The 11,594-nt window shown below is 66.2% G+C and carries 14 protein-coding genes and 1 tRNA gene; 9 read left to right on the forward strand and 6 right to left on the reverse strand.

Features of this window, described 5'->3' with window-relative positions:
* Nucleotides 1-53 precede the first annotated feature (53 nt).
* Entirely contained in the window at nucleotides 54-1,082 is a 1,029-nt protein-coding gene (locus tag CJZ78_RS01935) for an aspartate carbamoyltransferase catalytic subunit (RefSeq protein WP_094559178.1), read from the forward strand.
* Here CJZ78_RS01935 and CJZ78_RS01940 read toward each other — a convergent pair.
* From CJZ78_RS01940 to CJZ78_RS01955, 4 genes are all read right to left on the reverse strand, one after another.
* On the reverse strand, nucleotides 1,069-1,425 hold the full coding sequence (locus CJZ78_RS01940; RefSeq protein ID WP_233128402.1) for a DUF565 domain-containing protein: 357 nt from the start codon (nucleotides 1,423-1,425) through the stop codon (nucleotides 1,069-1,071). The genes CJZ78_RS01935 and CJZ78_RS01940 overlap by 14 nt on opposite strands.
* A 328-nt stretch (nucleotides 1,426-1,753) precedes the next feature.
* A complete protein-coding gene (locus CJZ78_RS01945; protein WP_094559179.1) occupies nucleotides 1,754-1,951 on the reverse strand; it encodes a hypothetical protein in 198 nt (65 codons plus the stop codon).
* Between the two features lie 42 nt (nucleotides 1,952-1,993).
* Entirely contained in the window at nucleotides 1,994-2,155 is a 162-nt protein-coding gene (locus CJZ78_RS01950) for a PCP reductase family protein (protein WP_094559180.1), read from the reverse strand.
* Between the two features lie 34 nt (nucleotides 2,156-2,189).
* Nucleotides 2,190-2,262 (reverse strand) — tRNA-Ala (locus CJZ78_RS01955).
* Between the two features lie 156 nt (nucleotides 2,263-2,418).
* On the opposite strand from CJZ78_RS01955, the gene CJZ78_RS01960 reads away from it, so the two are divergent.
* The gene (locus tag CJZ78_RS01960; RefSeq protein ID WP_094559181.1) at nucleotides 2,419-2,634 is read left to right on the forward strand and encodes a DUF2555 domain-containing protein; all 216 of its coding nucleotides are present in this window, start codon (nucleotides 2,419-2,421) and stop codon (nucleotides 2,632-2,634) included.
* On the forward strand, nucleotides 2,624-3,877 hold the full coding sequence (coaBC, locus tag CJZ78_RS01965; protein ID WP_094559182.1) for a bifunctional phosphopantothenoylcysteine decarboxylase/phosphopantothenate--cysteine ligase CoaBC: 1,254 nt from the start codon (nucleotides 2,624-2,626) through the stop codon (nucleotides 3,875-3,877). The genes CJZ78_RS01960 and coaBC overlap by 11 nt, the downstream gene beginning before the upstream one ends.
* A 13-nt stretch (nucleotides 3,878-3,890) precedes the next feature.
* On the opposite strand, the gene CJZ78_RS01970 is transcribed toward coaBC, so the two are convergent.
* Nucleotides 3,891-4,226 (reverse strand): hypothetical protein, encoded by a 336-nt coding sequence (locus tag CJZ78_RS01970; protein ID WP_094559183.1) that lies wholly within the window; start codon nucleotides 4,224-4,226, stop codon nucleotides 3,891-3,893.
* A 139-nt stretch (nucleotides 4,227-4,365) separates the two neighbouring features.
* On the opposite strand from CJZ78_RS01970, the gene psbO reads away from it, so the two are divergent.
* The 5 genes from psbO to CJZ78_RS01995 all read left to right on the forward strand — a co-directional run bounded on the left by psbO (nucleotide 4,366) and on the right by CJZ78_RS01995 (nucleotide 9,585).
* Nucleotides 4,366-5,178, forward strand: a complete 813-nt coding sequence (gene psbO, locus CJZ78_RS01975) for a photosystem II manganese-stabilizing polypeptide (RefSeq protein ID WP_094559184.1) — start codon at nucleotides 4,366-4,368, stop codon at nucleotides 5,176-5,178.
* 136 nt (nucleotides 5,179-5,314) lie between these two features.
* Nucleotides 5,315-6,481, forward strand: coding sequence for a sulfate adenylyltransferase (sat, locus tag CJZ78_RS01980; protein WP_094559185.1), 1,167 nt, complete (start codon nucleotides 5,315-5,317; stop codon nucleotides 6,479-6,481).
* Between the two features lie 48 nt (nucleotides 6,482-6,529).
* A complete protein-coding gene (gene ftsH3 / locus CJZ78_RS01985) occupies nucleotides 6,530-8,374 on the forward strand; it encodes an ATP-dependent zinc metalloprotease FtsH3 (protein WP_094559186.1) in 1,845 nt (614 codons plus the stop codon).
* Nucleotides 8,349-9,017 (forward strand): bifunctional 4-hydroxy-2-oxoglutarate aldolase/2-dehydro-3-deoxy-phosphogluconate aldolase, encoded by a 669-nt coding sequence (locus CJZ78_RS01990; RefSeq protein ID WP_094559187.1) that lies wholly within the window; start codon nucleotides 8,349-8,351, stop codon nucleotides 9,015-9,017. The genes ftsH3 and CJZ78_RS01990 overlap by 26 nt, the downstream gene beginning before the upstream one ends.
* Before the next feature lie 55 nt (nucleotides 9,018-9,072).
* Nucleotides 9,073-9,585 (forward strand): hypothetical protein, encoded by a 513-nt coding sequence (locus CJZ78_RS01995; protein ID WP_094559188.1) that lies wholly within the window; start codon nucleotides 9,073-9,075, stop codon nucleotides 9,583-9,585.
* 27 nt (nucleotides 9,586-9,612) lie between these two features.
* Here CJZ78_RS01995 and aroC read toward each other — a convergent pair whose 3' ends face one another.
* Nucleotides 9,613-10,701: a chorismate synthase gene (gene aroC, locus CJZ78_RS02000; RefSeq protein ID WP_094559244.1), complete on the reverse strand. Its 1,089-nt coding sequence runs from the start codon at nucleotides 10,699-10,701 to the stop codon at nucleotides 9,613-9,615.
* Between the two features lie 59 nt (nucleotides 10,702-10,760).
* Here aroC and nth point away from each other — a divergent pair, with 59 nt between their 5' ends.
* Complete coding sequence (gene nth, locus CJZ78_RS02005) at nucleotides 10,761-11,414, forward strand: endonuclease III (protein ID WP_094559189.1); 654 nt, start codon at nucleotides 10,761-10,763, stop codon at nucleotides 11,412-11,414.
* The last annotated feature ends 180 nt before the right edge of the window (nucleotides 11,415-11,594 follow it).

An 11,594-nucleotide genomic window follows, 5' to 3' on the forward strand; every position in this document is an offset into this window, starting at 1 on the left:
GCTGTTGGGTCCCTCGGCTGGCCCTACCCTGAGAACGTGAGCCGCCGCACCCCTTGAGCAGCTGGAGCCACCGCCACGTGCTGGATCTGGCGGCCTTCTCGCTGGATGACTACGCCACCGTGCTCTCGCTGGCCCAGCGCTTCCGGGCCTTGCCGGTCGCCGGCGCCCGCAAGTTGCCTGCCCTGCAGGGGCGGCTGATGACCAGTCTGTTCTTTGAGCCCAGCACCCGCACCCGCAGCAGCTTCGAGCTGGCGGCAAGGCGCCTCTCGGCCGATGTGCAGAGTTTTTCGCCCTCCTCCAGTTCCCTCAGCAAGGGCGAGAGCCTGCTCGATACGGCCCGCACCTACGTGGCCATGGGCGCCAACGTGTTGGTGGTACGCCATCGCTGCGCCGGGGTGCCCCAGAGCCTGGCGGCCGATCTGGATCAGGCCGGTGAGCGGGTGGCGGTGCTCAACGCCGGAGATGGGTTGCACAGCCACCCCAGCCAAGGTCTGCTTGATCTGTTCACCTTGGCGCGTCATTTCGCCCCGGCGGCCCCCACGCCCGCGGCCCTGCGCGGCAAGCGGATCGTGATCGTGGGCGATGTGCTCCACTCCCGCGTGGCCCGCTCCAATCTCTGGGCCCTCACCGCCTGCGGCGCCGAGGTGGTGCTCTGCGGCCCGCCCACCCTGCTGCCCGATGCCTTCGCTGATTTCGTGGCGGCGCCGCCTCCCGGCCAGGCGGCTGATCCGGTGGCGACGCGCGGCCCGGTGCGGATCGCCCGAAGTTTGGAGGCGGCCCTGCCTGGAGCCGATGCGGTGATGACCCTGCGGCTCCAGAAGGAGCGCATGCACCAGCACCTGCTTACCAGCCTTGACGCGTACCACCGCCAGTTCGGCATCACCCGCGCCCGCCTGGCCCTCTGCGGCCAGCCGGTGCCCCTGCTCCATCCAGGCCCGGTGAACCGGGGCGTCGAGCTGGCCGGGGAGGTGCTCGACGATCCGGCCGTTTCGCTCGTAGAGGAGCAGGTGCGCAACGGCATCCCGATTCGAATGGCTCTGCTCTATCTGCTGGCAGCAGCCGAACCGCTCACAGCAACTTGAAACCGTCCAGCAGCAGCCCGTAGAGCAGGCCGATGCGCGCCATGTCGATCAGTTGCAGCACCAGGCCATCACCACTGCGGCGCAGCAGGGGCCCCCGGGCACGGATGGCCAGCTCGATGGCGACCACGCAGATCAAGGCCCCAACGGGGTCGAGTTGGGCCAGGGTGCCGGTGAGTGAGCCGACGGCCCCGCCGATGCTGAAGCTGATCAGCAACACGATCAGCAGCAGCGACAGCCGCCGCCAGGGGTTGCCAGCCCAGCCTTCCAGCCCTGCCCTGGCCTGTGCAACCCGTTCTTGAAACCGGGTCTGCTGGTAGGGCCGTTCCGGGGGGCTGGCGATCACGACCGCACCTGCATGAGTGGGAGGCCATCAGTGGAAGGCCTTTAGCGTGGACTGAAATGAGGGGGGCAGGGAAGCTGACGGCGGTGATCCCCATCACCCGGCCCGAGCCCTGCCCGATCCTGTCTACACCATCTCTGGAGTGTGCGCAGCCTTTTACCGCTACAGATAGGGGATTCCAATAAAAAAGCCCGCGGCCGAAGCCCGGGCTGGGTGATGGGGACGTTGCAACCAAAGCGCCTGGATGGAGTGCTTACAACGGCAGAGCGGACGTTTGCCAGAGCGTCCCCAGGGGGCCTTGACGCCCTGGGGAGCAGCCCCGGTCTGCGTCTCAGCCGTCGCTGTCTTTCTTGCGGGAGGACTTGCCCTCCAGGAGTTCGAGCAGGGCCTCCATCTGGGCCATCACGCCGCGCACCTCACCGGCCTCGGGGAGCAGGCCGTCATCCATCACGCCCTGGTGCATTTCACGGAGCTCCTGGCGGATGTACCGCAGGTGGCTAACCACCTGTTCGCGTTTCGATTGCGACATCGATGGGTGTTGTACCAAAGACCCTTTTACCGCATCGCCGGATCACTTCTGTCCGAACTGGGCCTTGGCCTGCTCATAAAAGGGGGCGTCGACCTCGCTGCGGCCGGCTTCCTGGGCCATCGATTCAATGCGTCGCCGCACCGCAGGCCGCACAAAAAAGGGCACTTCCTTGAGTTTGGCTTTGGCGTCGGGATGCCAGTTCATGGTGGAGGTTCAGGCCTTCCCGCTGGTCAGAAGATGGAGAATAGGGGACTCGAACCCCTGACCTCTGCGGTGCGATCGCAGCGCTCTACCAGCTGAGCTAATTCCCCGATCCAACGAGCCCGAGGGCGCGTCTCTGCCAGAAATTATCAGTCCTGTGGCGGTGGCTGTTGTCCTGAGAGCCGAGAATGGAGATCACTGAGCAGGCCAGCGACTTGACCGATTCCCCACCCAAGGCTGCTTCCTCAACGATGGCAGCCTCCCCAATGACAGCAGCCGCAGCGATCACGCCAGAGTTGATCGCCTCCTTTGATGAGGCATCAACCGCCGCCTTGGCCCTCCGTCTCGACGAAGACGACTACCCCACCCCCTTCGCGGGCCTGCAGGACTGGCATCTGATGCGTGCGCTGGCCATTCACCGCCCTGAGCTGGCGCGTCCCTACGTGCATCTGGTGGACCAGGAACCCTTCGATGAAGACTGAGCCGGCCGACTCCGCTTCTGTGTTGGTCGACCCCCTAGCGGGCCGCCGCATCCTGGTGGGAATCAGCGGCAGCATTGCGGCCGTCAAGCTGCCGTTGGTGGTGAGCGCCCTGGCCCAGCGCGGTGCCGAGGTGCGTTGCGTGCTCACGTCCTCGGCGGCCGCCTTGGTGAGTCCGGTGGCCCTGGCGAGCCTGAGTCGCCATCCGTGCCACCTCGACGCCGATCAGTGGAGCCATCACGCCCCCCGCCCACTCCATGTGGAGCTGGCGGAGTGGGCGGAGTTGGTGCTGGTGGCTCCCTTGAGTGCCACCAGCCTGGGCCGCTGGGTGCACGGATTGGCCGACACCCTGCTGGCCAGCATCCTCTTGGCCACGGAGGCGCCGGTGCTGGCGGCGGCGGCCATGAACACGGCGATGTGGGCTTCCCCGGCGGTGCGGCGCAACTGGGAGCTGCTGCAGGGTTTTGAGCGGGTGTTGCCGTTGGGGCCTGCGGCGGGCCTGTTGGCCTGCGACCGCCGCGGTGATGGCCGCATGGCCGAGCCGGTGCAGTTGCTGCTCGCCCTGGAGAGCCTGCAGTTGTGGGGCTGGCAGCGCGACTGGGCTGGCCTGCGCTTGCTGGTCACGGCCGGCCCAACCCGCGAGCCGCTCGATCCGGTCCGCTGTCTCACCAACCCCAGCACCGGACGGATGGGCGTGCTGCTGGCTCAGGCAGCACGGCTGCGCGGGGCGGAGGTGACCTTGGTGCATGGCCCCCTGGCCCTCGATCCCCAGCTGCTGGCGGGGCTGCGTTGCGAGCCGGTCGAGACGGCAGCCCAGATGGAACAGGCCCTGCTGCGTCTCCAGCCCGATGCCGATGCCATCGCCATGGCGGCGGCGGTGGCCGATCACCGCCGCCAGCAGCCGCTGGCGCACAAGCTCAGCAAGGAAGCCCTGGAGGCTGAGCTCACCTCCGGCTGGCAGCCGGTGCCCGATCTGCTGGCCGGCCTGGTGGCCCGCCGGCCCGCCGGTCAGCGGATCCTGGGCTTTGCCGCCCAGTCGGGTGAGGTGCTGGCCGAGGCCCGGGCCAAGTGGGCCCGCAAGGGCTGCGATCTGTTGTTTGCCAATCCGATTGATCAGGCTGATGCCGGGTTTGGTGTGGACACCAACCACGGCTGGCTGCTGGGCGGCGTTGGCGGTGAGCAACGGCTGCAGCCTGGCTCCAAGCTGGCCATTGCCCAGCAGTTGCTCACGGCCCTGCGCCCTTAAAGAGCGGCAGGCTTCAGGCGGCCAGGGGCTCGCCGTCGGGGGTTTCGTTGTGGGGCCCATCGTGAGCTCCGTCGTGCTGGAGCAGATCCATAAAGGTGCGCAGCTGAAGCCGGGGGATGTAGGGCCAGCCGCCACTGCGCTCGACGCTCTGCAACAGGCTGAACAGCTGACCGCGATCGGCGGGGAGGCTGCTGCGGAAGGGTCCGTCCTGAACGGAACGGTGCAGTTGCTCCAGTTGTCGCAACAGGGTCAACAGGGCTTCCGGCTGGCCCTCCAGTTCACTGGCCAGGTGTTCGAGTTGCTGCAGTTGGCTGGTGAGGCGCTCCTGCTGGGACGGGGTAAGGCTCATGTCTTGTCTCTCTTCGCGCGCGGCGGGCTCTCGCATACAGGTTGTTGAGAGCCGCGACATCGTACGGGGAATCAGGGTTTTGCACCGGTAGGATCCGCCACAGCCCAGTTCCCATCCCCCGTCTCTGGGGCGTTCCCCCATGCGTTTTCGTCCTCTGCTGGCCCTTGTGCTGGCGCTGTGCCTGACCCTGGTGACCGCCTGCAGCGGCGGGGCCAAGGCCGTGGATCGCGCCAACCTCACCTACGACGACATCCACAACACCGGCCTGGCCAACGATTGCCCGACCCTGCCCGATTCGGCCCGGGGCTCCATTGCTTTGGATGCTTCGTCGAATTATCAGCTCCGCGAAATCTGCATGCACCCCGCTGAGGTGTATGTGAAGGGCGAGCCCGCCAACAAGCGTCAGGAGGCCCAATTTGTGGCCGGCAAGATCCTCACCCGCTTCACCTCCAGCCTGGATCAGGTGTACGGCGATCTCAACGTCAGCGGCGATGGCCTGACCTTCAAGGAGCTGGGCGGCATCGACTTCCAGCCCATCACCGTGCTGCTGCCCGGTGGCGAGGAAGTGCCCTTCACCTTCTCCAGCAAGGAGCTGCTGGCCACCGCTGATGGTGCAGCCCTCACCACCAGCACCGATTTCGAAGGCTCCTATCGCGCCCCCAGCTACCGCACCAGCAACTTCCTCGATCCCAAGGGTCGTGGCCTCACCACCGGCTACAGCAGTGCGGTGGGTCTGGTGCCGGCTGGCGATGAGTTCACCGGCGAAACCGTGAAGCGCTACGTCGATGGCTCCGGCACGATGAATCTCTCCATCACCAAGGTCGATCCGACCACCGGTGAGTTCGCTGGCGTGTTCACCGCCATTCAGCCCTCTGACTCCGACATGGGCACCAAAGCCGTCGTCGACGTCAAGATCGTGGGCCAGCTCTACGGCCGCCTCGAACAGGTCTGAGCACTCCGCGCACACCAGTTGCCAAGAGCCCCGGAAGGGGCTCTTTTTGATGGCCGCACCTGTTTGCGACCCTCAGAGCTCGGGCGGTGTGCTGCTGGTCTGGGAGAATCCACCCTCCCCTGAGCGTCCGCCCGCGATGACCGTTGCCGACTCCGCCGCCACCGGCCTGATTGCCCCCCATGGCGGCGCGCTCGTCAACCTGATGGTGGCGGCCGGTGAGCGGGAGTCGCTGAAGGCAAGCGCCAGCCGCCGCCTTGAGTGCAGCGACCGCAATGCCTGCGACGTGGAGCTGCTGGTGGTGGGCGGCTTCTCCCCCCTGCGCGGCTTCATGCACCAGGAGGATTACGACGCCGTGGTGGCCGGCCATCGCACCAGCAGCGGCCTGCTGTTCGGCCTGCCGATCGTGTTCGACACCGACGATGCCTCGATCGGTCTCGGCGAGCGGCTGCTGCTCACTTACCGGGGCCAGGAGCTGGCCGTGTTCACGGTGGAGAGCCGCTGGGAGCCGGACAAGGCCCGCGAAGCCCAGGGCTGCTATGGCACCACGTCGATCGAGCACCCCGCTGTGCGGATGATCACCGGTGAACGGGGCCGCTTCTACCTGGGCGGCAGCGTGCAGGGCCTGGAGTTGCCCCAGCGGGTGTTTCCTTGCAAAACACCTGCCGAAGTGCGCGCCACCCTGCCCGAGGGCCAGAGCGTGGTGGCCTTCCAGTGCCGCAATCCCATCCACCGCGCCCACTACGAGCTGTTCACCCGGGCTCTGGAGGCCAGCAACGTGAGTGAGCAGGGTGTGGTGCTGGTGCATCCCACCTGCGGGCCCACCCAGGACGACGACATCGCCGGTGAGGTGCGCTTCCAGACCTACGAGCGCCTGGCGGCCGAGGTCAACAACCCACGCATCCGCTGGGCCTACCTGCCCTATTCGATGCACATGGCCGGCACGCGCGAGGCCCTGCAGCACATGATCATCCGCAAGAACTACGGCTGCACCCACTTCATCATTGGCCGCGACATGGCCGGCTGCAAGAGCTCCCTCAGCGGCGACGACTTCTACGGCCCCTACCAGGCCCAGGATTTCGCCCGCGACCATGCCCCCGAGCTGGGCATGGAAACCGTGCCCTCGCTCAACCTCGTCTACACCGAGGAGGAGGGCTACGTCACCGCCGAGCACGCCGAGGCCCGTGGCCTGCACGTGCGCAAGCTGAGCGGCACCCAGTTCCGCCAGATGCTGCGCGGCGGCGAGGAGATCCCGGAATGGTTTGCCTTCCGTAGTGTGGTGGAGGTGCTTCGGGCTGCGGCCTGAGCCAGTTAACATTCCGTTACTAAATTCTCATCAGCAGAGGCACGAGTCTTGAAAAAGCGCTGGCGCAACGCGGGGCTCTACGTCCTTCTCGTGATCGTGATGATCGCGGTGGGCACCGCCTTCCTTGACCGACCCGATCCGGCCAATGCGCCCCGCACCCTGCGATACAGCGATTTCGTGGAGGCGGTGCAGGGCAATGAGGTGTCCCGGGTGCTGATTTCCCCCGACCGGGGCACGGCCCAGGTGGTGGAAAACGACGGCCGCCGCGCCGTCGTCAACCTCGCCCCCGACAAGGATCTGCTGAAGCTGCTGACCGACCACAACGTCGACATCGCCGTGCAGCCCAGCCGCGAGCCGGCGGCCTGGCAGCAGGCGGTGGGCAGTCTGATCTTCCCCCTGCTTCTGCTCGGGGGTCTGTTCTTCCTGTTGCGCCGCGCCCAGGGCGGAGGTGGTAACCCCGCCATGAGCTTCGGCAAGAGCAAGGCGCGGGTGCAGATGGAGCCCCAAACCCAGGTCACCTTTGGCGATGTGGCTGGCATCGAGGGAGCCAAGCTTGAGCTCACCGAAGTCGTCGACTTCCTCAAGAACCCCGATCGTTTCACCGCCGTCGGCGCCAAGATTCCCAAGGGTGTGCTGCTGGTGGGTCCTCCGGGCACCGGCAAAACCCTGCTCGCCAAGGCGGTGGCCGGCGAAGCAGGTGTGCCGTTCTTCTCGATCTCCGGTTCGGAGTTTGTCGAGATGTTCGTCGGCGTCGGCGCCAGCCGCGTGCGTGACCTGTTCGAGCAGGCCAAGAAGAGTGCGCCCTGCATCGTTTTCATCGACGAGATCGATGCCGTGGGTCGTCAACGGGGCGCTGGCCTCGGCGGCGGCAACGACGAGCGTGAGCAGACCCTCAACCAGCTGCTCACCGAGATGGACGGCTTTGAGGGCAACACCGGCATCATCATCGTGGCGGCCACCAACCGCCCCGACGTGCTCGATGCAGCCCTGATGCGTCCCGGCCGTTTCGACCGCCAGGTGGTGGTGGATCGTCCCGACTACGCCGGTCGTCTCCAGATCCTCGGCGTTCACGCCCGCGGCAAAACGCTTGCCAAGGACGTTGACCTCGACAAGATCGCGCGCCGCACCCCCGGCTACACCGGTGCTGACCTGGCCAACCTGCTCAATGAAGCGGCGATTCTTGCCGCTCGGCGTCAGCTCACCGAAGTCTCCATGGACGAGGTGAACGACGCCATCGAGCGGGTGATGGCGGGCCCCGAGAAGAAGGACCGGGTGATGAGCGAGAAGCGCAAGCGCCTGGTGGCTTATCACGAAGCGGGCCATGCCCTGGTGGGCGCCCTGATGCCCGACTACGACCCGGTGCAGAAGATCTCGATCATTCCCCGCGGTAACGCCGGCGGGCTCACCTTCTTCACCCCGAGTGAAGAGCGCATGGAGTCGGGTCTCTATTCCCGCTCATACCTGCAAAACCAGATGGCCGTGGCCCTGGGTGGACGCGTCGCCGAAGAGATCGTCTACGGCGAAGACGAAGTCACCACCGGTGCCTCCAACGACCTGCAGCAGGTGGCCCGCGTGGCCCGCCAGATGGTCACCCGCTTTGGCATGAGTGATCGCCTCGGTCCTGTGGCCCTCGGCCGCAGCCAGGGCGGCATGTTCCTAGGCCGCGACATCGCTGCCGAGCGTGACTTCTCCGAAGACACTGCCGCCGCCATCGACGAGGAGGTGAGCCAACTGGTGGCCGAGGCCTACAAGCGTGCCACCGCCGTACTCACCGAAAACCGTCCGGTGCTCGATGAGCTGGCCGACATGCTGGTGGAGAAGGAATCGGTGGATGCCGAAGGTCTCCAGGAGCTGCTGATCCGCAGCGATGTCAAGGTCGCTGAATACGTCTGAGCCCGAAGCTGGCTTGATCGAGGCTGGCTTGATTGAGGCGTTGCACCACCAGCCGTTGCTGGTGGTGCTTCGTGCTTTCGACCCTCTGGATCTTGCCGAGTCGCTGGAGCGGCTCCAATTGCTGGGTGTTCACCAGGTGGAGATTGCCTGGAGTGGTCATCCCCAGTGGGTGCCCCACTGCGCCTTGTTGCGCCAGCGTTTTCCGCGGCTTCATCTGGGGGCCGCTTCAGTGCTGGATGGCGCCGGACTTGCGGCTGCGGCTGCTGCAGGCCTTGCCTACGTGGTGTCGCCGGTGCTGGATCGCCAGCTGGTGGATCGGGCCCGGCAGTTGCGGTTGCCGTTGGTGCCTGGTGTGCTCTCGCCAACGGAGGTGTACCAGGCGCGGCTTTGGGGTTGCTCGCTGGTCAAGTTGTTTCCCGCCAGCAGCGTGGGGAAGGCCTACTGGCAACGCTTGGCCGGCCCTTTGGGGGGAGAGCGCAGCTTGCCCCATTGCATCGCCGCTGGAGGTCTTCGTCCAGGCGACGTCGAGCCCTGGCTTGAAGCGGGCGTGGATGCGGTGGCCCTGGGGGGAGCCCTCGCCAACGACGCGGAGTGGCAGCTTTTGGCCGCCCTCGTCGTGCGATTGGGGGCCCGATCGCGCTGATGTGTTGCCGTTGCGAGTCTGCAGTGCTACAGCTGAGACAGAGGTTCCCCCTTTTATGTCTCAGCTCACCATCAAGCTCAGCGACAAGGCCGATGCGTTGATCGCCCAACTGCAGAAGGAAATTTTCAATCGCCGCCGCAAGAAGGTCTCCGCCGCTGGCGTGATCGAAACCCTGGTGGAAAGTGGAGCCAAGTCGCAGTCCGACAAGCGGTTTGCGACCTCCTGGAGCAATCTGATTGCTGACATTGAGAAAGCGGCCAAGGTTGCCGACGCCCACGGCGCCAAGCCTGCCAGCCTCACCGATGCCGAGTGGGCGATGGTGCTCAGCCACCGCAGCCGCGCCGCCAAGCCAGCAACCCGCAAGCCGGCCAGTGCGTCTGGGGTGCCTAAAAAGCCGGTGCCGAAAAAGCCGGTGCCGAAAAAGCCGGCACGCAAACCAGCTCGCAAGACCGCTGTGTCCACTGCGGTGTCCACCAAGCGCGCGGGCTCATCGCCGGCGCGGCGGATGGCGAAGGCCGCCGGACTGCTCGGCGGCAACGGCCTGCAGCCCACTGCGGCAGCGATCTAGTCCAACAGAACAGGCTGCCGCTGCTGATCACCACAGGCTGCACTGGGCCTGCTGGCGCAGCAGGTGATCGGCGAGCACCAGGGCCACCATGGCCTCCACCATCGGCACCGCCCGCGGCAGTACGCACGGGTCGTGCCGACCCTTGGCTTCCAGGGTGGTGGCTTCACCCCGATCGTTGATGGTTTGCTGCGCTTTGCGGATCGTCGCGGTGGGCTTGAAGGCCACCCGGATCACGATCGCTTCGCCGTTGCTGATGCCGCCCTGGATTCCGCCGGAGTTGTTCGTGGCGGTGCGCAGCTGGCCGCCCTCGCTGGGCAGGAAGGCGTCGTTGTGCTCACTGCCCTTGAGCAGGGTGCCACCGAAGCCGGAGCCGATTTCAAAGCCCTTGGTGGCGGGTAGCGACATCACCGCCTTGGCGAGGTCGGCTTCCAGCTTGTCGAACACCGGCATACCCAGCCCCACCGGCGGCCGCCGCACCACGCATTCGATCACGCCGCCACAGGAATCGCCGTCGCGACCGATCGCCTCGATCCGCTCCACCATGCGCCCCGCCATGGCTGGATCGGGGCAGCGCACCATGTTCGACTCCACGGCCTCAAGGGTCACCGTGTTGGGGTCGATCGGCGCCTCCAGGTCGTGGATGCGCTTGACCCAGGCGAGCACTTCGGTGCCATGGGTCTTGGCCAGCAGCTGTTTGGCAATCGCCCCGGCGGCAACGCGGCCGATGGTTTCTCGGGCTGAAGCGCGGCCGCCACCGCTACGGGCTTGGATGCCGTATTTGGCCTGGTAAGTGGCATCGGCGTGGGAGGGGCGGAACGCCACCTCCATCTCCTTGTAATCCTGAGGTCGCTGGTCCTTGTTGCGCACCACCATGGCGATGGGCGTGCCCAGGGTCACCCCATCGAGCAGGCCGCTGAGGATCTCGACCCGGTCGTCCTCTTTGCGGGGGGTGGTGATCTTGCTTTGGCCCGGCTTGCGGCGATCCAGTTCCTGCTGAATCGCCCCAACATCAAGATCAAGCCGCGGCGGGCAGCCGTCCACGATCACGCCGACGCCCCCGCCGTGGGATTCGCCGAAGGTGCTGATCCGAAAAAGCTGACCGAAGCTGCTGCCCATGGGCGACCTGCGCTGGGCCGAGCCTACAAACTGGGCTTCGCTGGCGGCATGGCGCAACCTTGAAGAAGCAGGAACGGGCCACGCTGATCATGGAGCGCCTGCAGGAGCATTACCCCGAAACCCCTGTTCCTCTCGACCACAGCGATGCCTTCACCCTGCTGGTGGCGGTGCTGCTCAGTGCCCAGTGCACCGACAAGAAGGTGAACGAGGTCACCCCGGCCCTGTTTGAAGCTGGTCCGGACCCTGCCGCCATGGCGGCGTTGAGCGAACAGTCGATCCTGGCCCACATCCGCCAGCTGGGTCTCGCCCGCACCAAAGCCCGCAACGTCAAGCGCTTGGCGGAGCTGCTGCTCGAGCGCCATGGTGGCCTGGTGCCCTGCAGTTTTGAAGCGCTCGAGGCGTTGCCGGGGGTGGGTCACAAGACCGCCAGCGTGGTGATGGCCCAGGCTTTTGGCGTGCCGGCCTTTCCCGTGGATACCCACATTCACCGCCTGGCCCAGCGCTGGGGGCTGAGCAGCGGCCAGAGCGTGGTGCACACCGAGCGCGATCTCAAGGCCCTTTTCCCCAAGGAGGCCTGGAATCGGCTGCACCTCCAGATCATTTTCTACGGCCGTGAGTTCTGCACGGCCCGGGGTTGCGACGGCACCGTCTGCCCACTGTGCCGCGAGCTGTATCCCCGGCGCCGCAGCGCGGTGATCTGGCGGAAGGCCTGATCCCGATCCCCAGGTGGTGTATTCAAAGCCGCTGTTGCGGTTGTGAAACAGCCTGTGCAACAACGCCACAACCATTTCCAAGGCCATCTCCCATGAAAAAGCCCCCTCCGAGGAGGGGGCTTGAGGGATTCCGTTTGAGCGTCACGCTCAGCAGAGGCTGTTGCCTCAGCCGATTGCCGG

Source organism: Synechococcus sp. 8F6 (assembly GCF_002252665.1).
GTDB lineage: Bacteria > Cyanobacteriota > Cyanobacteriia > PCC-6307 > Cyanobiaceae > Cyanobium_A.